Source organism: Bacteroidales bacterium (assembly GCA_035647615.1).
Lineage (GTDB): Bacteria > Bacteroidota > Bacteroidia > Bacteroidales > 4484-276 > SABY01.
In genome coordinates this window covers 24,093-48,145 of the sequence record DASRND010000029.1, presented here as the reverse complement: position 1 = coordinate 48,145, position 24,053 = coordinate 24,093, and the positions used below count along the sequence as shown (strand labels likewise).

General features: G+C 47.4%; 22 protein-coding genes. 14 read left to right on the top strand and 8 right to left on the bottom strand.

The features are described 5' to 3' along the window. The first annotated feature begins 4 nt into the window (after nucleotides 1-4). From VFC92_09235 to VFC92_09220, 4 genes are all read left to right on the top strand, one after another. Nucleotides 5-1,024, top strand: coding sequence for a type IX secretion system membrane protein PorP/SprF (locus VFC92_09235; GenBank protein HZK08371.1), 1,020 nt, complete (start codon nucleotides 5-7; stop codon nucleotides 1,022-1,024). A gap of 29 nt (nucleotides 1,025-1,053) precedes the next feature. Then, entirely contained in the window at nucleotides 1,054-2,553 is a 1,500-nt protein-coding gene (locus tag VFC92_09230) for an SUMF1/EgtB/PvdO family nonheme iron enzyme (GenBank protein ID HZK08370.1), read from the top strand. Between the two features lie 115 nt (nucleotides 2,554-2,668). After that, nucleotides 2,669-3,964 carry a UDP-N-acetylmuramoyl-tripeptide--D-alanyl-D-alanine ligase gene (gene murF / locus VFC92_09225; GenBank protein ID HZK08369.1) on the top strand — a complete coding sequence of 432 codons (1,296 nt, stop codon included), beginning with the start codon at nucleotides 2,669-2,671 and terminating at the stop codon, nucleotides 3,962-3,964. Nucleotides 3,965-4,127: 163 nt separating this feature from the next. Next, nucleotides 4,128-5,183 (top strand): anhydro-N-acetylmuramic acid kinase, encoded by a 1,056-nt coding sequence (locus VFC92_09220; protein HZK08368.1) that lies wholly within the window; start codon nucleotides 4,128-4,130, stop codon nucleotides 5,181-5,183. Between the two features lie 270 nt (nucleotides 5,184-5,453). Here the strand turns inward: VFC92_09220 and VFC92_09215 are convergent, their stop codons facing one another. The 5 genes from VFC92_09215 to VFC92_09195 form a co-directional block, all read right to left on the bottom strand. Beyond that, a complete protein-coding gene (locus VFC92_09215) occupies nucleotides 5,454-6,158 on the bottom strand; it encodes a phosphoribosylanthranilate isomerase (GenBank protein ID HZK08367.1) in 705 nt (234 codons plus the stop codon). Between the two features lie 67 nt (nucleotides 6,159-6,225). After that, nucleotides 6,226-6,954, bottom strand: coding sequence for a tRNA threonylcarbamoyladenosine dehydratase (locus tag VFC92_09210; protein HZK08366.1), 729 nt, complete (start codon nucleotides 6,952-6,954; stop codon nucleotides 6,226-6,228). Beyond that, nucleotides 6,951-7,616, bottom strand: coding sequence for a TatD family hydrolase (locus VFC92_09205; GenBank protein ID HZK08365.1), 666 nt, complete (start codon nucleotides 7,614-7,616; stop codon nucleotides 6,951-6,953). Before VFC92_09205 ends, VFC92_09210 begins: the two co-directional genes overlap by 4 nt. A gap of 15 nt (nucleotides 7,617-7,631) precedes the next feature. Next, the gene (locus VFC92_09200; GenBank protein ID HZK08364.1) at nucleotides 7,632-8,357 is read right to left on the bottom strand and encodes a DUF6544 family protein; all 726 of its coding nucleotides are present in this window, start codon (nucleotides 8,355-8,357) and stop codon (nucleotides 7,632-7,634) included. A 172-nt stretch (nucleotides 8,358-8,529) separates the two neighbouring features. Then, complete coding sequence (locus VFC92_09195; protein HZK08363.1) at nucleotides 8,530-9,201, bottom strand: inorganic pyrophosphatase; 672 nt, start codon at nucleotides 9,199-9,201, stop codon at nucleotides 8,530-8,532. A 176-nt stretch (nucleotides 9,202-9,377) separates the two neighbouring features. On the opposite strand from VFC92_09195, the gene VFC92_09190 reads away from it, so the two are divergent. Continuing rightward, complete coding sequence (locus tag VFC92_09190; protein ID HZK08362.1) at nucleotides 9,378-10,178, top strand: polysaccharide biosynthesis/export family protein; 801 nt, start codon at nucleotides 9,378-9,380, stop codon at nucleotides 10,176-10,178. 8 nt (nucleotides 10,179-10,186) lie between these two features. After that, complete coding sequence (locus VFC92_09185) at nucleotides 10,187-12,640, top strand: polysaccharide biosynthesis tyrosine autokinase (GenBank protein HZK08361.1); 2,454 nt, start codon at nucleotides 10,187-10,189, stop codon at nucleotides 12,638-12,640. Nucleotides 12,641-12,809: 169 nt separating this feature from the next. Here the strand turns inward: VFC92_09185 and VFC92_09180 are convergent, their stop codons facing one another. Beyond that, nucleotides 12,810-13,958, bottom strand: a complete 1,149-nt coding sequence (locus tag VFC92_09180; GenBank protein HZK08360.1) for an amidohydrolase — start codon at nucleotides 13,956-13,958, stop codon at nucleotides 12,810-12,812. A 38-nt stretch (nucleotides 13,959-13,996) separates the two neighbouring features. Here VFC92_09180 and VFC92_09175 point away from each other — a divergent pair, with 38 nt between their 5' ends. The 4 genes from VFC92_09175 (at nucleotide 13,997) to VFC92_09160 (ending at nucleotide 18,287) form a co-directional block, all read left to right on the top strand. After that, entirely contained in the window at nucleotides 13,997-14,977 is a 981-nt protein-coding gene (locus VFC92_09175) for a type I phosphomannose isomerase catalytic subunit (protein HZK08359.1), read from the top strand. Between the two features lie 65 nt (nucleotides 14,978-15,042). Continuing rightward, on the top strand, nucleotides 15,043-15,564 hold the full coding sequence (locus tag VFC92_09170; protein HZK08358.1) for a TlpA disulfide reductase family protein: 522 nt from the start codon (nucleotides 15,043-15,045) through the stop codon (nucleotides 15,562-15,564). A gap of 41 nt (nucleotides 15,565-15,605) precedes the next feature. After that, nucleotides 15,606-17,357 (top strand): DUF6029 family protein, encoded by a 1,752-nt coding sequence (locus tag VFC92_09165; GenBank protein HZK08357.1) that lies wholly within the window; start codon nucleotides 15,606-15,608, stop codon nucleotides 17,355-17,357. 21 nt (nucleotides 17,358-17,378) lie between these two features. Next, on the top strand, nucleotides 17,379-18,287 hold the full coding sequence (locus tag VFC92_09160) for an Omp28-related outer membrane protein (protein ID HZK08356.1): 909 nt from the start codon (nucleotides 17,379-17,381) through the stop codon (nucleotides 18,285-18,287). A 117-nt stretch (nucleotides 18,288-18,404) separates the two neighbouring features. On the opposite strand, the gene VFC92_09155 is transcribed toward VFC92_09160, so the two are convergent. Both VFC92_09155 and VFC92_09150 read right to left on the bottom strand, forming a co-directional pair. Further along, entirely contained in the window at nucleotides 18,405-18,977 is a 573-nt protein-coding gene (locus tag VFC92_09155) for a nitroreductase family protein (protein HZK08355.1), read from the bottom strand. Beyond that, nucleotides 18,978-20,429: a DUF2779 domain-containing protein gene (locus tag VFC92_09150; GenBank protein HZK08354.1), complete on the bottom strand. Its 1,452-nt coding sequence runs from the start codon at nucleotides 20,427-20,429 to the stop codon at nucleotides 18,978-18,980. Between the two features lie 178 nt (nucleotides 20,430-20,607). Here VFC92_09150 and VFC92_09145 point away from each other — a divergent pair, with 178 nt between their 5' ends. The 4 genes from VFC92_09145 to VFC92_09130 all read left to right on the top strand — a co-directional run bounded on the left by VFC92_09145 (nucleotide 20,608) and on the right by VFC92_09130 (nucleotide 23,999). Next, a complete protein-coding gene (locus tag VFC92_09145) occupies nucleotides 20,608-20,934 on the top strand; it encodes a NifB/NifX family molybdenum-iron cluster-binding protein (GenBank protein ID HZK08353.1) in 327 nt (108 codons plus the stop codon). 184 nt (nucleotides 20,935-21,118) lie between these two features. Next, the gene (locus VFC92_09140) at nucleotides 21,119-21,670 is read left to right on the top strand and encodes a hypothetical protein (protein ID HZK08352.1); all 552 of its coding nucleotides are present in this window, start codon (nucleotides 21,119-21,121) and stop codon (nucleotides 21,668-21,670) included. Nucleotides 21,671-21,856: 186 nt separating this feature from the next. Beyond that, nucleotides 21,857-22,249 carry a LysR family transcriptional regulator gene (locus VFC92_09135; GenBank protein HZK08351.1) on the top strand — a complete coding sequence of 131 codons (393 nt, stop codon included), beginning with the start codon at nucleotides 21,857-21,859 and terminating at the stop codon, nucleotides 22,247-22,249. A gap of 196 nt (nucleotides 22,250-22,445) precedes the next feature. Further along, nucleotides 22,446-23,999 carry an aldehyde dehydrogenase family protein gene (locus tag VFC92_09130; GenBank protein ID HZK08350.1) on the top strand — a complete coding sequence of 518 codons (1,554 nt, stop codon included), beginning with the start codon at nucleotides 22,446-22,448 and terminating at the stop codon, nucleotides 23,997-23,999. Nucleotides 24,000-24,053: the final 54 nt, after the last annotated feature.

Below are 24,053 nucleotides of genomic sequence, written 5' to 3'. Positions count from 1 at the left end.
AAGGTTGCGTAACATCTCCGGTATCATCATCATGAAAAAGCCCGAAAAGCTTTCTATTCTGCTGTTATCCCTTGTTCTTGCTGCGAGTCTGCAAGCTCAGGATTATACCTATTCGCAGTTTTACGCCAATCCAATTTACCTCAATCCTGCCCTTGCCGGCTCCGACAATTGTCCGCGCATCACGCTCAATTACCGCGACCAATGGCCACAATTGCCGGCGGCGTTTATTTCCACCAGCGCCTCTTATGATCAATATGTCGATTTTGTTTCCGGCGGCGTGGGGGTGCAGTTTCAATACGACAAAAGTGGCGAAGCAGGTATTCGTCAGTTTCGCCTTGGCGGGATGTATGCTTACCGGCTCGACATCTCCGACCGCTGGCAGGCAAGCATGGCGCTTGAAGCCGCCTTTGGTCAGCGGGGAGTCAACTGGAATGACTTCATCTTTCCTTCACAAATTAAACCCGACGGCACAGTGGGTACATCGGGACCTCCTCCCGACAGCCGCGACAACGTCAACTACGCGGATTTCGCTACCGGCTTTGTGGTAGGTTTTGATGAGAAATTTTTTGTGGGTGGCGCCGTGCACCATCTTACCACGCCCGACATAGGCTTCATCAGTGAAAGCGACTACAAGCTGCCGATGAAAATTACAATACACGCCGGGGCGAACATTGAAACTGGCGACCGCCGCAGCTACCGGAGCCGCAGTCCGGAGCTAACCATTTCGCCTAATATTCTTTATCAGCAGCAAGGCGACTTCCGGCAGCTCAATGTTGGCTCCTATTTTACGCTTGAGCCTTTTGTTGGCGGCCTTTGGTACCGCCACGCTTTCGAGAATCCCGATGCCGTCATTGTGTTGCTGGGATTACAATATAACAGTCTGAAACTTGGTTATAGTTTCGATTACACCTTGTCCTCACTGGCCATCGCCAGTGGTGGAGCACATGAAATATCCGTCGGCTGGCTTTTTGATTGCAACAAAAAAAGTAAACGTTCCAGAGCAATAAAATGTCCGTCGTTTTAGTTAATTCAATCTATTTGCAAAAAATATTAATGATGCGTATTAAAAATCAGCAGATCATAAGCCTGATCACCGTTGTAGCATTAGTGCTCACGCTCTCTTCGTGCAGCGGAATTTTTGGATCGAAAAAGAAAACCTCGAATACCACCGGATGGGACTACAACAGTAGCACCAACGGCGGCTTTGCTGTTTCGGATATCAACGAGCAGGAAACCGGTCCCGGATTGGTTTTCGTAGAAGGTGGAACCTTTGTGATGGGACAGATGGGTGAAGACCCGATGTACGAAAATTATGCTCCTGCCCGTCGTGTTACGGTTCGTTCGTTTTATATGGACGAAACAGAGGTTACCAATCTCGATTATCTGGAATACCTCTACTGGCTAAACAGAGTTTTTAAAGCTGATTATCCGGAAGTTTATCGCAAAGCACTGCCCGACACATTGGTTTGGCGCTCACGACTGGCTTACAACGAACCGCTGGCCAATTTGTATCTTCGTCATCCCGCCTACCACGACTATCCTGTGGTTGGCGTTACCTGGGTGCAAGCCTCCGACTACTGCCAGTGGCGCAGCGACCGTGTAAACGAAATGTTGCTCATCAAAGCGGGCGTATTGTCAGAAGATCCTGACCAGCGCAACGAAAACAACTTCAATACCGAGGCTTATCTGACAGGACAATATTCCGGACTGGGCAAGCCTATCGAAGATCTGGATCCCAGCAGCACCGGTGGCCGTAATGCCCGCATGGAAGACGGCATTATGCTTCCCAATTACCGGCTGCCTACCGAAGCTGAGTGGGAATATGCTGCCTTAGGTTTGCAAGGGCAAAATGAACTTATCACCGAACGCCGCGTCTATCCCTGGGACGGACACCTGGTGCGCAGTACCGGCAACAAAAAAGAATATGGCAACTATTTGGCCAACTTTAAGCGTGCGCGCGGCGACTATATGGGCGTAGCCGGAAGCCTCAACGATGGCGCCGATATCACCGCACCGGTAGGTACTTATCCGGCCAACGACTTCGGCTTGTATAATATGGCCGGCAACGTAGCGGAGTGGGTGCAAGATGTGTATCGTGTCCTTAGCCACGAGGATGTTGCCGACTTTAGCCCTTTCAGAGGAAATATCTTTACCACCCCGGTACTCGACGCCGAAGGCAACATCGCCGAAAAAGACAGCCTGGGACGCATTCGCTATCGCGAAATAACCGTAAACGAAGCACAAGACAGATTTAACTACCGCGAAGCCGACAACGTAAACTACCTCGACGGCGACAACCGCTCGGTGAACGATCCCGGCAAATGGCTCGACGACGTGAACAACGCCAATTCCACCAACATGATGTACGACTACAAAAGCAGCAGCCTTGTGAACGACCAGGCACGTGTTTACAAAGGCGGCTCCTGGAAAGACGGCTCTTACTACCTCAGCCCGGGTGTGCGCAGATACCTCGACCAAAACAATGCTACCGATTTCCTGGGCTTCCGCTGTGCAATGGATCGCGTAGGAACCTCTGTGGCACATAGAAAATAAGCTTCGCTCCGATTATCAATAAATCAAAAAAACGCTGTATCTGTTTTACAAAAAATGATACAGCGTTTTTTTTATCAGCTTTTTTTCAATTATTTTGCCATCACAACTGTGATTTATGAAAACAGAAGAACTCTACGAAATTTATAAACGACACCCGAAAATCAGCACCGACTCACGAAACGTTGCTGCTGGCAGTATCTTTTTTGCCTTGAAAGGCGATACTTTCGACGGGAATTGCTTTGCAGAAAATGCACTGGACGAGGGCGCCACCCGGTCAGTGGTCGACAATGCTGATTTGAAAAACCATCCGAACATGATCCTGGTGGATGATGTGCTAGAGGCTTTGCAGCAACTGGCGCAGCATCACCGCCGGCAACTTCAAATTCCCGTTATCGGGATCACAGGCAGCAACGGCAAGACCACCACCAAGGAACTCATCAGCCAGGCGTTGCAAACAAAGTATAAAACTTCGGCTACCCGTGGCAATCTTAACAACCACATCGGCGTGCCGCTTTCTCTTCTTTCCATTACCAATGACACTGAAATGGCGGTGATAGAAATGGGCGCTAACCATCAGGGGGAAATTGCGGCGCTGTGTCGCATTGCCCGTCCCGACTTCGCCATCATTACCAATATCGGGCGCGCCCACCTCGAAGGCTTTGGTGGTTATGCAGGTGTGATAAAAGCCAAGACAGAGCTTTACGATTTTATCCGTGCCAATGGCGGGCATCTCTTCGTTCATCACGATGATGAGTTATTGATGGAGAAATCTGCCGGCAACCCGCGCACCACTTATGGCGCTTTGCCTGGCGCCGATGTTCAAGGATTCATTACTGAAAAATATCCCAATCTGGCGCTGCAACTTGCCCATCCCGCCAAGGGAACCACCATCAACACCCGGCTGGCCGGCAGCTACAACTTTTCCAATGTGATGGCTGCTGTTGCCATTGCACGTTATTTCGGCGCTGACATACATGAGATTGCTGAAACTTTGCGAAATTATCAGCCTGCAAACAATCGCTCGCAATGGCAAACCACTTCACGAAACAAGCTACTCATCGACCTTTACAACGCCAACCCCGGGAGCATGACTGCGGCAATCGAAAACTTTGCCCAGGCACCTTACGACAACAAAATTCTCATCCTGGGCGATATGCTGGAGCTTGGCGCTGAAAGCCATGCCGAGCATGCCGCCATCATCAAAATGGCGCGTCAGGCTGACTTTGAAAAAGTGGTACTTGTCGGAGCGCAGTTTTCAGCTTTCGCTGATGAAGGCTCTGTGAAATTCTTATTTTTTGAAACTGCCGATGCAGCGCGTAAAGCTATTGATGAAATGACCTTAAAAAACAAAACCATTCTGCTGAAAGGCTCGCGTGGTATCCGGCTGGAAAAAATTCTTGATATTTTATAATTCAATTTGTTTGGAATGTAAAGACGCACGGCCTAATGTATTATTATCATCTGATTATTTTTGGAATGTAAAGACGCACGGCCGTGCGGTTGCATTATCCTAACATCTATTTATTTTTGGAATGTAAAGACGCACGGCCGTGCGTCTCTACAAAATGATAATTATGGAAACAATCACTGCCTTGGGAATGATGTCGGGCACTTCGCTGGATGGCCTCGACATTGCTTGCTGCCGCTTTAACCTGGCAGACGATCGATGGAAATATGAAATTCTTTATGCCGAAACCATCCGCTACTCCGACACGTGGCGTCAGCGACTTGACCAGGCGCCGCAGCTAAGTGGTTTTGATCTTACGAGATTGGATGCCGATTTTGGGCGCTATGCAGGCGAACAGGCAGCAGAATTTATTCATCGCAACAAATGCCGACCGCTTTTCGTAGCTTCACACGGGCACACAGTTTTTCATCAGCCGGAGCTGGGACTCACGCTACAGATCGGCAACGGCGCACATCTGGCTGCTGCGGCAGGTATAAAAGTCGTGAATGATTTCCGTTCGTTGGATGTGGCACTAGGCGGACAGGGAGCCCCTTTGGTTCCAGTTGGCGATGCTTTGCTCTTTGGCCACTTCGGTCTGTGTCTCAATCTGGGTGGTTTTGCAAATATTTCTTACCAGTCCGGCGATCAACGTCTTGCCAGCGATATTTCGCCAGCAAATATGGCGCTCAACTTTTTGGCCCGCCGCGCCGGAAAGCCTTACGATGAAGACGGAGCTATGGCTGCCGGCGGCGCCATTATCCATCCGCTGCTGGAACAACTCGACGCATTGCCTTTTTATCAGCAACCGGCTCCCAAATCGCTGGGACGCGAATGGTTTGAGGCACAAATGCTGCCGCTGATAGAGGCGCACGATGCTACCCCTGCCGATCTTTTGCGCACCCTCACCGAACACATTGCCCGACAGGTAGCTGCTGCGGCTGATGTGGTGCCAACCTCTACTTTGCTGGCAACAGGCGGCGGCACCCACAATCATTTTCTCATGCAACGCATTGACCACCTCAGCCATCACACTATTATTATTCCTGAGCCTTTGCTCATCGATTACAAAGAAGCATTGGTATTTGCCTTCCTTGGTGTTTTGCGCTTACGCGGAATCAACAACTGCCTAGCCTCGGTGACCGGTGCGCGCATGGATAATTGCGGTGGAAGTATTTGGGGATAGGATTTTAAAAATTCCTGAAGCTGTTATTTCGGATTTGCCAGTGAGACAATTTAAAATTTCTGATTCTAAAATTTATATCTGTACCAACAACCTGACAACTTTTTCCTCCCTCGGTTACGTTCAGCTGTGGCTTTGCCTGCTTTTCCGAATCAAAAATACAGGCTGAGCCTGTAAAAATAGAAAGAAAGAGGCACAGCCTCGTCCTAACTCCAGGACAATTTACATTTTGGTAATTATCAAATTAATTTCAGCATCAACAACCTGATAACTCTAAAACCCTAACGCTTTCCTATAACTTTCTTTTGCCCTAATCACAAACTCCTTTACCAGCCGCGGGTCTTTGCAACCATTTGCATCTTCCACGCCGGTATGCACATCTACACCGGCAGCGCCTGTGATGCGAATGGCTTCGGCAACATTGCCGGGATGAAGCCCGCCAGCAACGATCACAGGACGTGCACTATGCGCAACTATGCTCTTTGTGATTTTCCAGTCGTGAATTTTGCCGGTAGCCCCCGAAGCGCCTGTAGTTGAATCGTAAGTATCGGTGATGTAGGCATCGACAAAAGAATCGGTTGCATGAAGCGTTTGCAGCAACTCCTGTTCATTTCCGGCTTTTACCACCAGACTTTTCCAGATTTCAAAAGGTGGCTCCGGCCAAGAACTCAGCAGGGTCAACCGCCGCAGCTTTTCGAGTTCCACCACTGAAATAGCGCCATGCAACTGCACGATGTTGCAGCCAATTTGTTTCGATAATTTATAAATGTCGGTAGCTTTCGCTAAATATGTAATCAGCACCGGACGGATGTTTGGCGACAGCCGCCTGATGATTTCGGCAGCAGCTTCGTCGCTAAGATCAGGACGATGAACGTCCAAACGCAATGGAAAGCCAATATGTGTGGCGCCGGAAGCACTGATCATTAAGGCTTCGTCCCAATTACGAACCCCGGCAATCTGGATAATGGGAACTGTCATAATATTAAAACATGCAAACTTAAAAATACTCCAGCCTATGAAATCTACTTCGTAATTCCGCCGGACGCTACTTTTCTATCAGTTGGCGAAGAGCCACCGAGGCGCAGTAGCAGCCAAACATGGCCGGCATATAGGATATGGTTCCGACGGTGGTTTTTTTGTTGGGTTCGTCATCAACGGGTTTGACAGCACTTTTATCGACCGTTTCCGGCGAAAATACTGCCTGGAAACCCTCTTTGACACCGAATCTCTGCAGGCGCTTACGAATGTAGAAAGCCAGCTTGCAGCCGGAAGTTTCGGAGATATCAGCCACGGTAATCATGGCCGGGTTTAACTTACCCCCCGCGCCCATAGAACTTACCAAAGGGAGGTTGTTGCGCAAAGCCGCCAGGATAAAAAACACCTTGGGCGAGAGCGTATCGATAGCATCGATCACATAATCGTATGGATGACTAAGCAACTCGTTTGTTCGTTGGTCTTTTATAAATTCATCAACAACAACAAGCTCCACATCGGGATTGATATCACGCAGTCGCATGGCCATGAGTTGTGCCTTGCGCTGGCCTTGTGTGCTGGCGAGCGCGAGCAACTGACGGTTGCGATTGCTGGGCGCCACACTGTCGCCATCCACAATGGTGAGCTTGCCAACTCCTGCACGGCACAACTGTTCGGCAGCAAAGGCGCCCACGCCTCCCAGGCCGGCCACCAACACATGACTGTGCTGCAGCCGCTCCAGCTTTTCCTCCCCAAGTAGCAACCCTGTGCGGCTGCGCCAGTTTTCGTCAGATTGAATCATTTACCAAAACAGTTTTTAAAATTACTCCCGATAGTTTCCATCAACTTCTCAGGTTCCAAATTACGCAGTACAGCAGCCTTCTCATACAATTTCCTGATGTCGGTGTCGGTGTCGTCAGTTTCCAGAAACAATTGTCCGAACGGAATATTTTGAAAAACTTGTTCCAGCCTGGAGTTTTGTTTTAATAAAGCTTCACCAAATGAGAGGTAAAAACCATGCCTGAGGAGCTGCTCCGCTGACTGCAGATTGCCCCTGAAGCCATGAATTATCAATGGAATATCCACTTTAGCTTCTTTGTAAACCCGGATGATATCGGGATAGGATTTTACTGCATGGACGATCACAGGCATGTAGGCTTTTTCGGCCAGAGAAAGATGTCGGGAGAAAATATTTTCCTGAAGATTTATCGGAATTTTGATGCTTCGGTCGAGGCCTGTTTCGCCCAAAGAAATCACCTTTTCATTTCGAATTACCTTTTCGAGCAATGAAAATATTTCATCAGAACTTTCGGCATCGACATGCCAGGGATGCCATCCCACCGCGTACCACACATCTGGCAAGTCCTGGATTAGTTGCAACTGGTCATGGAAAAGACTTCGCACCTGCACCACGTTTTCGGGACTTTTATTGCTATGTGTATGTACGTCGTAATAAAAATGCATGATGATCAATCTACATTAATAGGCTTCAAATCTAAAAAATTCGCCATCGTCCCACCCCTTCTCACTATACCACCAGCCTATCGAACCTTTGTGTGGGATCAGTCGGTTTTGATATAATATCTCTTTGTCGATGTGTCCGCCAAAAGTGTGGTATTCAAAAGTTTTCACCTCGCCTGGGTTGCCCCACCGTTTCATCCACACCTCTTTTAAGGCACCCTGTTCATCGATGATGAGATGCAGCGGCTGGTCTTCGGTGTAAATTTTCCATTGGGCGGTAATATGATTCTTATCCACGACTTCCCATATTACGGCGGGGTCGATGAGCAAATGCGGTGCAAAAACGCTTTCAAGCCGGGCGCGCCCTTCGGCAGAGCGACTTACGTCGGCGCCATCAGATTTCATTACCGGTATTACTCGAAACATCCGCCACTGCATGGCACCGGTATTTTTAACAAAATAATCATATCCTTTTATCGGCAAAATGCCCATATGTACCGTGGCTTCCCAATAGAAACCTTTGAAAGGATGTGTGTAAAGTGTCGATTTAAAGTTGGACCAGTTTACCAACTTGATGATGCCACGAAGGCGCGTGCTTATGAGCGTTCCTCCCGGAATACCCTGCGGCAGATGATGACGGAAATATCTTGCTACGGGTTCGGGATAACTCTTGAGCAGCTCCATGCGGTCGAAGCCGCTGCTGCTGTAGGATGATAATTCGGCAAGAATTTCGTCGCGGTTCACTATCAATCTATTTTTATTAATTTCCAATCGTACCCTAAATTAAAAAAATAATCTAAAAAATGGTTGTGTATTAAAATTTTTACGTTACTTTGCCCACCACCGTTTATGAAGGAGGATTACTTGTATCCCTGTTGCCCAGTTGTGACAGGGATTTTTTATTGTGCTCCGCTGGTTACACGTTAGAAAGCATGGATCGCAGGTGGTCGAATTTCTGCTGGTAGTCGGTCATGCTGCGGACAATTACTTCATGGGCTTCCTCTATGCCGTAAGTATGGGTGATCTCAGCGTCGCGCTGGCGGCCGGGCAAATCTTTATAAGTGAGGAAATAATGTTTTAGCCGGTCGATGACCATCAGAGAGCAATCGCCCATGTCATTGTATCCGCCATAGACGGCATCGTCGGCCAGCACCGCCACAATTTTGTCGTCGGCCTGGCTGTCGTCTATCATCCTGAATCCACCAATAGGACGCGCCTGCACCAGTATGTCGCCATGGGCAATGGTTTTCTCGGTGAGGATGCAGATATCGAGCGGGTCGCGGTCGCCTGTAATGTCGGTACGACCCGTTTTTTCCATACAATATTCTGCTACTTTATCCCAGCAGAAAGTTTGCGGAATGAAACCATACAAGGCGGGGATGACATTGGAATACTTTTGTGGCCGGTCTATTTTCAAATAACCCGACACTTTATCGATTTCGTATTTCACCGTGTCGGTAGGAACCATTTCGATAAAACAGGTTACAATTTCGGGGGCATTATCGCCAATATCCACACCATGCCACGGATGTGATTTGTAGCGCAGTCCCATTAGCTTGCCGATGGGGTCCATCAATTTGTTGCTCATAACGTTGGTTGCTCTTGCGTTAATTTTGTTGCAAAATTACTGATAATATTTTTGCACATAAATCGTAATAAGGAAACCAGTGAGCCAAAGGGTAAATAAATTACTGCCTTTGATAAAATAACCTATTTTTGCGCTCATTTTATACAATGACGAACAAGCTGCTAAAGTCCTAAGTGATGAAAAAACCAATGTTCTATATTTTTCGTGTCCTCGTTTTGCTTTTAACGGGGTCACTGTTTTTCTCGTCGTGTATCCCGATGAAACGCATCGAATACCTGCGACAGGAAGTTAGTAAAGGTGATACCGCCCGCACCCATTTTAAGAATCTGAATCTTACCACCTACCGTATTCAGGCTGGTGACAACCTGTACATAAAGGTGAATAGTGTGATGGCCGTCTCTGAAAACATTTTTGCAGAAGAAGGCAACAGAACTAGCAACAACTATTACACTGATGCGGGCATTTACCTGAACAGCTATCTGGTAAACGACAAAGGCTTCATCGACTTTCCTTATGTGGGAAGCATCTATGTGAAAGACCTGAGCGTGGAGGAGGCCAAAGACCTGATCTCGGGAATCGTGAAAGATTACATCAAGGAATCGACGGTAGTGGTGCGGCTGGCGCTGTTTAAAATTTCGGCGCTGGGCGAGGTGAAACGACCCGGACAAGTGAGTATCTATCAGAATCAGGTAACCATTTTTGATGCGATTGCCATGGCCGGCGATATGACCGACTTTGCCCGCCGCAACGAGGTGATAATAATACGTGAAAACCCCGATGGCATTAAAACTAAAAAAATAAATCTGAACGATTTATCAATCTTTGGCAGCGAATATTACATCATACAACCCAACGACGTTATTTACGTGCCGCCGGTAAAAGGCAAAAACTTTGCGTTCAGCCAATTCCCTTACGCACTGGTATTTTCGACCATCTCCACCACGCTGCTTCTTATTAATTTTTTCCAATCAAACTAATACAATAAGTGGAAACTAATCTCAACAGCCAATTATCGACTCAGGAAGAATCGATCGACATCAAACTGTTATTTATCAAGTTTTTCAGATACTGGTATTTCTTTGCTCTTACCATTTTTGTAGCTCTGGTGATCGCTTTTCTTTTTAATAAATACACCAAGCCGGTGTATGAGGTAAAGACCACCGTGCTGATTAAGGACGACAAAGCCGGGCAGAATCTGATCGGCCTTGGCATCGTAAACAACCAGCAAAACCTGCAAAACGAAATGGGGGTCATCAACTCCTATGCAATGGCTTCGCGCACCATCGATAACCTGAACTTTGAAGTATCCTATTTTAAAGAAGATAATTTTATCACAAGCGAATTGTACAAAACGTCGCCTTTTGAGGTAATAATGGATACCGCACACGTGCAGCCGACCAATGTAAAGTTCAGCATCAGCATACTCAGCAACTCTGCCTACCAACTGATGCTGCAGGCCGAAAACGCCTCGCTGTACAGTTTTGGCAAACGCACCGAACTTTCCACCGTCGACGAGCCCATCGTGATAAATCAAACCTACAAATTTGGTGAGGAGGTTGAATCCAAACTCTTTAAATTCACCATCTATCTCACCGAACATTTCGACAAGGAAGCCATCAACCAAAACTTGTCGTTTGTTTTTAATGATTACAAGAGTTTGATTACCACCTTTAGAAGCACCAAGCTGGAGCCCATCAACCGCGAGGCTTCTATTATCGAGATCTCGATAAAAGGAGGCAATACCGAAAAACTTTCGGATTACCTCAACGAGCTTACCAGCCAGTATCTGCTGCGCGGCATGGAAAAGAAAAATCAGATTGCCGAGAACACCATTCGCTTTATTAACTCAGAGCTTATAGATATCACCGACTCGCTGACTTACACCGAAGGCGAGCTGCAAGACTTCAGGGTGAGCAATGAGTTTATGGATATGGATTTCAAATCGGCTCAAGTGTTTGAGAGCATGAAGCAATACCAGGATCAGAAAGCGCAGCTCATCGTCAAGGCCAAATATTATCGCAACCTGCAGGATTATTTAAAGAAAAACCAGGAAAATATCGACGACATCGTCATTCCTTCGTCGATGGGCATCGAAGACCCATTGCTCACACAGCTCATCAGTGGCATGGCTGACCTTTATGCCCAACGTGCCACCATCCTATACAACTCATCGGAGAAAAACCCGCAGGTAGCAGCCATCGATCAGCGAATCCGCACCACCAAAAAAACCATTCTTGAAAACATTCAGAACATTGTTGTTACTTCCGAAATTTCTATCCAGGACATCGACGGCCGCATAGCATTGCTCAACCGGGAAATGAACCGCCTGCCCCAAACCCAGCGTCGCCTGGTGGGCATTCAGCGAAAATACAAACTCAACGATGCGCTGTACACTTTCCTGCTGCAGAAACGATCCGAAGCACAAATAGCCAAGGCCAGCAACCTGCCCGACAACGAGATTGTTGATAATGCCCGTAGCGGCGAACAAGTTTTCCCCAAGAAGAGCCTCAACTACCTTATAGCGCTGGTGCTGGGCTTATTGCTGCCGGTAGCTTACATTCTGGGCAAGGACTATTTTAATGATAAAATCATCGAACGTAAAGACATCGAAAAGATCACCAATGTGCCTATTGTCGGGCATGTGATTCACAACAGCAAAGAGTCGGCGATCGTAGTGAGTGAGTCGCCCAAGTCTAGTATTGCCGAGTCGTTTCGCTCTATCCGAACCAACCTGCAGTATCTCACCAAGGGCAAGGAAAAGCAGGTGATTCTCGTAACTTCCGACATGGTGGGCGCCGGCAAGACGTTTGTTGCTATGAACATCGCTTCCATCTTTGCCATGTATGATAAAAAAACCCTGTTGATGGGTTTCGACCTGCGCAAGCCCAAAATTTATCAGGACTTTGGCCTCACCAATACCGAAGGGATCAGCTCCTACCTTATCAATAAGAGCTCTTTTGAAGATATCGTTCAAACCTCACCGGTGAAGAATCTCGACATCATCATGGCCGGACCTGTGCCGCCCAACCCTGCCGAGCTTATCGCTTCAGCCAAAACCGACGAGCTGATGAAACGCGTGATGGAAGAATATGACTTTGTAATCATCGACACGCCGCCGGTAGGTCTGGTTACCGATGCTTTCCTTCTGATGAAGTACACCGACGCCAACCTTTTCCTGGTGCGTCAGAACTACACCAACAAGAAAATTTTTGAATCGATTATAAAAGATATCGAAAACCGCAAGTTGCCCAATATGTACATCCTTATCAACGACGTAAAACTGGGCAAAGGCTCCTACGGCTATGGGTATGGATATGGCTACGGATATGGCTACGGCTATGGATATGGATACGGCTATGGGTATGGATACGGCTATTATTCGGAAGACGAAAAAGAAGGGAAAAAGTCCATCATCAGCAAGCTTTTTGGAAAAGCATAGTCACATCTAAAACAAAATTTTAATACGCAATTTCCAAATAAATCTCAATAACCAAAACGCTCTTAGTTTTGGTTATTGAGATTTTTGGTGTAATAGACAAAAAGGAGGCTGTTTGTGATTTGAATTATTGGCTTTTGGAATTTCCCCGAAAATGCCTCCATGGCTTTTTTCAACCCAAAATATTTCGGATGATACCATCGAACATGGCTATGGCCTGTGGAATTATCTTGTCGGGAAAGTCGTAGTCGGGATGATGCAAATCGGGATGCTTCACGCCGGAGCCAATGCCAAACAGAGCGCCATTGTATTTGGAAGTAAAATATCCAAAGTCTTCTGACCAGCGGAAAGGCGTTTCAGGCTCCACAATTTTCAAATTATTTCCAGTAGCCGTTTGCCGGATTAATTCCACGCATTCAGGATGGTTAACGGTAGCAGGAAATTCCTCACGCCATTCTATCTTTTCTTGCAGGCGATATTGGTCTGCTGCCTTTTCGGCAATATCTACAGCTTTATTGGTAAGCCGCTGCATGTCGTCGTTGCGAAAGCTACGCAGCGTAGCCATTACTTCGGCATAGCCGGGCGTGGTGCCAAAAGCTATTTCACCCAGCCGCGTGTGGATGACGGTGACAAGTTTAAAATCCTGAAACCCGTCTTTTTCCATCGAAAGTTTCGTAAGCCCTTTTATAATATCAGCAACCGCCATTGCCGGACTGATGCCATGCTCAGGATTGGCGGCATGCGAAGTTTTGCCGGTGAGCCGGATGATCATTCCTTTGCTTGCTGCTGCAAAATGGTTGTCGCGCACCACCACGCTACCAGCGGCAAAGCCAGGCAGATTGTGCAAAGCAAACGCATAATCCGGCTGCAGCTCCGCAAATTGCGGGTCGTCGATTACCCGTCTGGCTCCCTGGCCAGTTTCTTCGGCAGGCTGAAACAGCAACACCACACGCCCACGGGCAGGGCGCTGCTGATGCAATGCCAGCGCCACCCCAGAAAGTATTGCGGAATGGCCGTCGTGACCGCACTTGTGCGCTACACCTTTGTTTTTCGATTTATAATCAAAATCGTTGGTTTCGTCGATAGGCAATGCATCCATATCGGCACGCAACAAAACCGTGGGGCCTTTGGCATTTCCTTTGTAAACGGCAGCCAGTCCGGCGCCACCAAGTCCTTCATAAATTTGATCGGGATTGAATTTTGCAAGATACTCCTTGATCCTTTTGGCGGTCTCGGTCTCTTTTCCTGATAGTTCAGGGTGCTGGTGCAGCAGGTACCGAAAGGCAATTATTTGACGCAAGTCATCGTTTGAAATATTCATTAAGAAAAAATCTTTTTGTAAACAAAAAATAAGAAAAAATGAACAAGCTCTATCCGCTAAAGTTCAAGCCACGCTACCGCGAGAAAATCTGGGGTGGCCACAAAATTAAAGATGCATTGCAAATGGATTGCAAAGGAATAGAAAGTTGTGGTGAAGCCTGGGTACTGTCGGGTGTTGCCGGCGATGAAACAGTGGTTGCCGATGGATTTTTGGCCGGCAACGAACTCAATGAGCTGGTGGAAGTGTACATGGACGATCTGGTGGGCGGAAAGGTGTATCAAAAATATGAAAACGAGTTTCCGATCCTGGTAAAATTTATCGATGCCGCCGACTACCTGAGCATACAGGTGCATCCCGATGATGCGCTGGCGCATAAACGCGGGCTGGCCAACGGCAAAACCGAGATGTGGTACATCATCAGCGCGAACCAAGATGCTGAATTGATCAGCGGATTTGGCCAAAAGGTAAACCAGAAAATCTATCTCGATCATCTTAATAATAAAACGCTTAAAGAAATTTTGAATGTAGAAAAGGTGCAGGCCGGCGAAGTTTACTACATGCCCGCCGGCCGTGTGCATGCGCTGGGACCGGGAATTCTGCTTGCCGAGATACAACAAACCAGCGACGTTACTTACCGCATCTACGACTGGGATCGTATCGATAAAAATGGCCATCCACGCGAGCTGCACACCGAAGAAGCCCTCGAAGCCATCGACTACAATGTGTATGATGATTACAAAAGCCAATATGCTGACACCAAAAATGAAACTGTGGAGGTGGTGAAAGGAGAATTTTTTACTACCAACCTACTGCACATCGACAAGCCACTGATGAAAAACTACGAGGAGCTCGATTCATTTGTGATTTATACCTGCGTTGCCGGCCACCTCACGCTGGTATATCCCGATGGCAGCCTTACCCTCAAAATGGGAGAATGCGTGCTCATCCCAAACGTAATCAACCGCATTGATTTGCACCCTTCGACAGATTCTAAATTATTGGAAACTTATATCTTGTAAGATTGCTATTGTCATAAAAACCTATTTTTGCCACTCTAAAATTTACAGCTAATATTCTATAAATTATGAAAAACTACGTATTTCTTATTGCTGCTTTATTGTTTGTGACTTTTGGCTACAGCCAGTCAGAAACCAAAGCGCTGTTCTCACTTCCCGAAGTTAACATACAAACGGTGCAGGGCGCGCCTTTTAATACCAAACAAATTACGAACGATGGCAAGCCGGTAATTATCACTTTTTGGGCTACCTGGTGCAAACCCTGCATGAAAGAGCACGACGCCATCAACGAAGTGTACGAAGACTGGGTGGACGAAACTGGCGTAAAATTGTACGCGATTTCCATCGACAACGCCCGTTCGAGCAAAAACGTGCTGCCCACGGTAAATGGTAAAAGCTGGGAATTTGATGTGCTGCTCGACCCCAATGGCGAACTGAAACGCGCCATGAACGTTAACATCCCGCCCCATACTTTTATCCTCAATGGCCAAGGTGACGTGGTGTGGCAACACATCGGCTATCTGGAAGGCGACGAACAGCAATATATTGAAATAGTGAAAAAAGTAGCCGCCGGTAAAAAAATCGACTAAATGCTCCTGATCATTCACAGCCAATCAAAAACTACATTATCTTGAAAAACCTACACGTAAGCGCTATGGTGGCTTTGTTGATGATGACAACGCTGGCCGCCCGCGCACAGAATTTTATTCAGAATGGTCACGTCAACGGTAACGTGCAAATCGACGCCCAATACTACAGCGAAGACGACAAGCTGGGCATCACCGACTCGCTGCTCAACTACCGCAAATTTGGGCTTAACGCCTTCTCCAACGTTATTTACACCAACGGCGACTTCTCGGCAGGGCTGCGCTTTGAGGGTTACCTGAACCCGATGCTCGGCTTCGACGACCGCTACGAAGGCGTAGGCGTTCCCTATTGGTTTGCCAAATACAAAGTAGGAACACTGGAGATGACTGCCGGCCACTTTTATGAGCAATTTGGCAGCGGCCTGCTGTTGCGCGGCTGGGAGGAATGGACCCTCGGATACGACAACAACTTTTATGGTTTTAATGCGCATTTTTCGCCCTACAAAGGGGTAATGCTAAAAGGACTTGTAGGAACACAGCGCTACTTCTGGGAGCCTTACGAAGCAGGTAACCGCGGCATCGTGAAAGGTTTCGACGGTGATTTCTATCTAAACGAAATGTTTGACAGAATGGCCGACGCAAAAACCAAGATTTCTCTGGGCGGCAGCTTCGTGAGCAAGTACGAAAAGACAGGCAATGTTTTTTATACCCGCAACCGCGAATTTTTGCGCGACTCGGTGCAGTGGATCGAAACGACAACCTACGAAATGACCATCCCACACAATGTGGCCTCTTGGGCAGCGCGCGCCAACATTGCCCATGGCGGCTTCAACTTTTATGGCGAATATGCCCGCAAAGATGCCGACCCGAATGCTACCAACGACTACATTTACCGGAAAGGCTCTGCACTCTATTCGACGCTTTCCTACAGCACCAAAGGGCTTGGAATTTTCCTGGCCACCAAATGGATTGATAACATGAGCTACAAATCCAAGCTCAGCGAATCGGGAAACCCCGCCATGCTCGACATCAACTACCTGCCGGCCATCAGCAAGGAGCACCAATACAGCATGGCCACCATGTATCCTTATGCAACCCAGCCCAATGGCGAGTTTGGATTGCAGGGACAGGTGATCTACACCATCCCTAAAAAATCGACTCTCGGCGGAAAATATGGTACCACACTTACCTTTAACTACGCGCTGACCAAGTCGATCGAGAAGGATTCGATATACTCCGACGTTACCGGCGGCATCACTGGCACCAAAGGCTACGAAAGCAATTTCTTCTCGGTGGGCGATCTTACCTATTATCAGGATTTGAACCTGAGCATCGACAAGAAATTTAGCCCTAAAGTAAAAGCCAAAGCTGCCTATTTTCATCAAACTTATAACCTGCATGTGATCGAAGACAACATCTACGACGACGGCAATATGGTGTATGCCAACATTGGCGTGCTGGATGTTACCTACAAATTCGACAGTCGCAATTCGCTGCGCGCCGAGTTGCAAGGCCTCTTTACAAAAGAAGACGATGGCGACTGGCTGGCGCTGTTGCTCGAATACAACGTGTCGCCGACCTGGTTTTTTAGTATCCAGGATGAATTTAATTATGGAAATCCGGTGAACGACAAACAGCTACATTATTATAATGTCTCTTTTGGATACACCCAGAAATCCAACCGTTTTTCGCTGCGCTACGGACGCCAGCGCGAAGGATTGCTTTGTGTGGGTGGCGTATGCCGCTATGTGCCGGCCTCTACCGGTCTTACCCTCACCATCACCAGTTCGTTTTAAAACAATAAAACATTGTTAATTATGACAAGGAAATTTTTCTTCACCATAGTGCTCGCCTTCGCCATCGGTTCGTTTGGCTGGATGTCGTGCGAAAAAATCGACGAGCCGATAAAAGTTGTCGACCACAAAATTTATCCTGAAAACCCTGACGACACTTTGTTTTTTAAAGATTCGATAAGCACCACCCTGCGTCAGGTGCTGCTAGAAGAGTTTACCGGGCACCGGTGTGTAAACTGCCCGGAAGCTTCGCTGATGGTGCACCAACTGGCGGCTTCCCTCGACCACCGGCTGATCATCTACAACGTGCACTCCGGCAACTTTGCAGAGCCTCAACTCAACACATGCTTCAATACTGATTTTAGAAGTACGGTGGGCAACAAGCTAAATCTTGATTTCGGAATTTGGGCTTATCCCTCTGCGATGATCGATCGTGTGAAAAAACAGGGGATGTATACGATTCTTAAAGGAGACTGGGAAGGGATGGTTACTGACGAGCTGGCCAAACCCAACGTTGCCAACCTGAAGCTTGTCAGCACGTGGTTTCCCAAACTCAGCACCGTAACAATTGCAGTCGAAACAGAGTTTCTCGTCGAAACTGTCGGAGAGTATAGGCTGGCTGTTTATTTGGTTGAAGACAGCATTATTTCGCCGCAGCTCAACAATAAGCCACAAATTGGTGCTGACACGCTGATGAACTATGTGCATCACAACGTGCTGCGCGACGCCATCAACGGCACTTACGGGGAATATGTTACTGAGAGTACCGGACTTGTTTCCGGCGAAATTTATACCAAACGTTACAATTACACCGTCAACCCCGACTGGAACATAGAGCACTGCAATCTGATTGCCTACCTCGGAAAATACGACGCAACCTACAACCTCATCGAAATCATTCAGGTAGTTGAGCTTGCCGTGAAGACGGAGTAGGACTTAGTAATAAAAGAAAAACCGCAAAGGCGGAGAGACGCAGAGGAAAAGAAAAATCTTTTTTAATCTCTGCACCTCTCCGCCTCTGCCGTTAAAACCATTAATTTCCTATTTTTTTTAAATAATAATAAGATCCTCAATTTTTCTTTTGGGAACATGATGCACCCCGTCGCTGTCGCGCCAATAGCGGATGTTGTTATCTTTAATCTCGTCGATGACAATGGTTTCGGCAGGCACACCCAGGGCGAGCACCAGAGCGATGTGCAGGTGTTGCGGAATATTGAAAGCTTGCTGAAGCTGGCTTCGGTTGATATTGGCAATCATGCAGCCGCCAAGCCGCATTTCGGTGGCGCCAAGCATAATGCTTTGTGCTGCAATTCCCTGGTCGTGGCATGATTCGGCGCGTAAATTGTTATCTGCCAGCATGATAATGTATGCTGCAGGGCGTTCGCCGGGTTGCGGCCCTTTCCATTCTTTGAAATAAGCTGCCCACTTCACGCAATCGAAAATCTTTTGGTTGGAATCGGACTCATACGAAAGCATGTATTTGAGCGGTTGCAAATTGGCTCCTGACGGTGAGAGCCGTGCCAGCTCTACCAAATCGACAAGTTGCTGCCGGCTTATGGGCTCCTGCTCTTTAAACCGGCGGCAGGAGCGGCTTTTGAGCACAAGGTCGTGAATAGTCATCATTTAATATTTCTCTTTTAGATATTTATAAAAAGCTTCTGTCATGTTCTGCAGCCCATAGCTATAGCCTTCAAGCATTTGCGTGGTAGCTTCCGGCATGGGTTTATCAGCTTTGAGATACCTGTCGGTAGCGAGTGCATCGCTGGCAAAAGGAACATTGGTGAGGTGGCTGTTGCCAAAAAGATTCTTTGAAAGTTGCAGTAACGAAAAGTCCTGACCAGCGTGTGGATTGTAATAAAGCATTTGTGAAAACACCTCTTTGAAATCGATGATGCGCGCGGCAAAAGTTTCGACATCCGACTTCATTTTGCTGTGGCGGTGGGCCATTCGTTGCAACAATTCCCGGAATCTGGCAGCATCGAAAACCACAACACTTTTTCCGCTGGCGATGAGCGGTTGCAGAAAATCGAAGAAATGTTCGTCTGGGGCATCCAGAGAATCATTAACAAAAGTTGAATTTTTATTTCCATTACCAAAACTTGCCGAAAGAGGAAGCTGGTCGTAAGGCCTGTAACCTTTCCATGCCGGCACTGCCTGCCGATGGCTCAACAAACTGAAAAATACCGGAGCATCAGAAATTTTATTATAAAAATCTTTTAACCCGCCGGTGTCGAAATGCTCGCGACCCTCTTGCCGGCAATGCAGCTCGATTTGCTGCGCCTGACTCAGTTCTGTTGTGTTATTAATATCAGCAAGCGCTATCGTCCCTGCATAATACATTGCAAACTTTTCTTCATCACTCCAAAGGGTTAGTTCCAAAACGGAACCAGCCGGAACATTTTTGTAGCAATGACCTATGAAATCGCAGGGATATGGATTGTTGCAATGGGTACCAATAGGGATTCCGGGAGATTTGGTGAGCGCCACCACCCCAATCAGCTCGCCGATCTTTTGTGCTATAAATGACTGCCGCTGCAGCACCTGATCGGTAACGTCGGTTTTAGTAAACAATTGGTGCAGATCAAGCTGGCTGTCGCGGACATAATCGGGGTTGAGATGAACCAGAAAAAATTTGTTTAACGCCAGCCCGGCGCCCTTCATCACGTAATATTGCAGGGCTGCATCCAGCAAAAATGTTTCGGAAATCTTCAGTGAACTCTTCACTTCATAGGCATTCCAACTTCCATTTTCGTGCACCAGCACATCGAGCATAATGAGCACTTGCTGGTGTTGAAAAACGGCTTCGTAGATAACATTGGCGGAAGCCTCCTGAACAATCTGTTGGGTTTTTTCCAGCGATTTTGCATATTGGCGCGGGGAGCCAGGTTTACAGTCGATGCCTCCGGGAAAAAGATTTTGTGCCAGCAAACCCACATTGGTGCCACGGCTAAAACGGGCGAGTTGTTCGGGTGAGAGCCTGTCGCGCAGGAAAGGGCGGTGCTTGTGCAGATACAACGATTTGTTGCACTGTACCCCACGAATAAAAGTTGATTTGCTAAGAAGATGCTTTTCCAATTTATGTTCTATTGATGAATGTGCAAAGCTAACCAAACGAGCAAAATGCCTCCACAGGTTTTCAAGAAGTATCTAACTTCAGCGGTGAAAATTTCGCTTAAAGACAGGCGTTACTCAAAAACTCTTTTCCCTTTGTGTTTGTTATCAAAATAAATCACACATAATCTTTTGATACATCATGATAAAAATAGCCATTCCGACCTCCGACAAAAACCATGTAGATGCCCACGCTGATGAAGCTACTTTTTTTGCTGTAGCCACCATCGCCAACAACAGCATCAGCCATCTGGAATTTCGTCCCAATCCGATCTGCACTGACGATGAAAACAGCCACCACGAACTCACCGAAGTACTTGGCGATTGCAAGGTAATGCTGGTGCGAAATATCGGCGAAAACATGATTGCTTCACTCGAAGAAGCGAACATACCATTCGAGAAAATCAGCGAAGAATCCATTGCCGACGCTATCCAATACTATCTCTCCGAAAATGATACGATAATCTGAGAAAACAGTCGGCAGTCCTCAGGCGGCAGTCAACAGCCCGAACCACGCTCTTTGCACCACGCTCTTTGCGCCATGCTCTTTGCGCCATGCGCCATGCGCCACGCTCTTTGCGTCCTGCGCCCAGCTCTTTCCGTAAAAAAGTTTTATACTTGCATCTCTTTTTATAAATTCTAAAACTTAAACAATGACGAAATTTTTCAAACCAACTCTCCTGATGATGTTTGCGGCAACAGCAATGCTTTGGCTACAAAGCTGCGAAAGTGATCTGCTCGACATTAGCGAAACTTTTACCTTCGAAAACGAATTTACCATTTACACCACCGACACCTTAAGCACCATTGTGGAAGCGGTGGATATGGCTGAAAAAAGTTCAATTATCAATGATTACGGCAACAAAATCAAATCTATCGAGATCACTGACGTAACGTATTGGCTAACGATGCACCAGGGTGCCGAAGACCAAAAAATTATCGAAGCACACCTGCAGGTTTCCGACCTCACAGATCAGGGAATGGCCACCATCGCCAACCTTGCGGATGTGAATCTAAGCCAACTGGTCAACAATCCTCAAAGTTTGGCAGTGCAGCAAGGCGGCCTCGACCGCATGGAGGAGCTGATAAAAAACAACCCGCACAGCTTTAAACTTACTTACACCAACGCCTGCAACACAGCGCCACTCGACTTCACCATAAAATTTCGCTACACCATAAAAATGACGGCAAACCCGCTTAATTAGTGTTTGTCCTTTTAGTAAGCGATTGAATTGAAGGATTAAAAACCCCCGTCCGTCAGCTGGCGGCCTGAGCTATTGAAAAGTAAAGACTATACACGGTTTTTTTATCTTTGTTTTTTCTGGTTTTAATAATCAGGAGAATCTGATGAAAATTAAATGTCAATTACAAATAGCATTAACCAATCAGTTATGCCAGCAAATCAAAAAGTAAACATCGAAGATATCTTGTTGCATCATAAGATGTGGCTCGAAGCCCCGGATGGTCAGGGCATCCTGGGCGACGGCAAATGGAAAATCCTGAAAGCCGTGGAACAGGAAGGCACGCTAACGGGTGCCTGCCAAAAGCTCGGACTCACCTACCGCCGCACCTGGGGCGACCTGAAAAAAATTGAACAGCAACTTGGCTTTCCGCTGCTCAACAAAAGCCGTGGCGGCAAAGAAGGTGGCATGTCGGAGCTTTCGCCACAAGGCAAAGCGCTCACCACCGCCTTCGACCGCTTCCACAGTCGCGTAGATGAAGTGGTGGCCGAAGCCTTCGATACTTTCCGCGATACTTTGCACGAACTCGAAAAAATAGAATAGACCGTTGTCATTCATCGGGAAAGCCTCACCAAACCGACTTTCCTGACAGAAAATCAATTTTCGTTTTTCCTTTGCAGGAAAGCATTTCCAAAAACTATTTTGAGAAAATTTGGGCTACCATTAATCTTTTTGGTTAGTTTTGAGTTTAGTGTATTACAAAGTCAATAATAAATCATTAGAAGATAAAAAGTAGAAAATGAAAGATTACAACATCAAAGAAACGCTTAAAGAGCTTGGGATTACTGATATTAATAATGGATTGCATACCGGCCGCGGTTGGGTAACCACACATGGCGACGTGCTCGAATCCTTCTCACCCAACGACGGCCGGCGCATTGCCGGCATCCGCCAGGCTACCTGGGACGACTACGAAAATGTAGTTGCTAAAGCGCAAGAGGCTTTTAAAATATGGCGAATGGTGCCGGCGCCAAAGCGTGGCGAAATAGTGCGCCAGATTGGTAACGAACTGCGCCGCAACAAAGAGGCACTGGGTCGGCTGGTATCATACGAGATGGGAAAAGTTTATCAGGAAGGGCTGGGCGAAGTGCAGGAGATGATCGACATTGCCGACTTCGCCGTGGGGCAGTCGCGGCAGCTATACGGATACACCATGCACAGCGAACGCGATATGCACCGCATGTTCGACCAGTATCACCCGCTGGGAATCGTGGGCGTGATCTCCGCTTTTAATTTCCCGGTAGCCGTGTGGGCCTGGAATGCAATGATTGCACTCATCGCCGGCAACTTAGTGCTGTGGAAACCTTCGTCGAAAGTGATGCTTAGCGCAATTGCCGTCCACAATATCATCGAAAAAGTAATGCGTGAAAACGACCTGCCCGAAGGCGTGCTCAGTCTGGTAGCCTCAAGCTCCAAATATGTGGGCGACGACTTTCTGAAAGATCGACGCATAGCGCTCGTTTCGGTAACGGGCAGCACACGCGTGGGCAAACGTGTAAATAATATTGTAGGCGCACGTCTGGGCAAAACCATTCTGGAACTCGGCGGCAACAACGCCATTATAATTTCACAATATGCCAACCTGAACCTGGCATTGCGTGGATCTATCTTTGGCGCCACTGCTACTGCCGGTCAGCGCTGCACCTCCACCCGCCGGCTGATCATCAATGAAGTGGTTTATGATCTTTTTAAAGAAAAACTTATCAGAGTTTATAATCAATTGAAAATTGGCCATGCGCTGGATGAAAGCACACACGTCGGGCCGCTTATAGATAAAGCCTCTGTAGAAACTTTTGTGATGGCGCAGGAAGCAGTGACAAAAGCCGGTGGCAAAATAATTTATGGTGGCGAAGTGCTCGATAATAGCGAATATCCGTCGGGATACTATGTGCGACCCGCCATTGCCGAAGTAGAAAACCATTGGGAAATAGTGCAGGAAGAGACCTTTGCACCACTGCTTTATCTTATCAAATACAAAACCATCGAGGAAGCCATAGCGCTGCACAACAGCGTACCACAAGGACTCTCGTCGGCCATCTTTAGCAAGAACATTCACGAAACGGAACTCTTTTTATCACATGTCGGCTCCGATTGTGGCATAGCCAACGTAAACATTGCTACCAACGGTGCCGAGATCGGAGGAGCTTTTGGTGGTGAAAAAGAAACCGGCGGTGGCCGTGAGTCAGGCTCCGATGCCTGGAAAGCTTACATGCGCCGCCAAACCAACACCATCAACTACAGCAAAGAACTTCCGCTGGCACAAGGAATCAAGTTCGATTTGTTTGATGATTAAAGAAAAGTTGTCGGGGTGAAAAAGAAGAAGTTGTCAACCCGACAACTGTTTTCT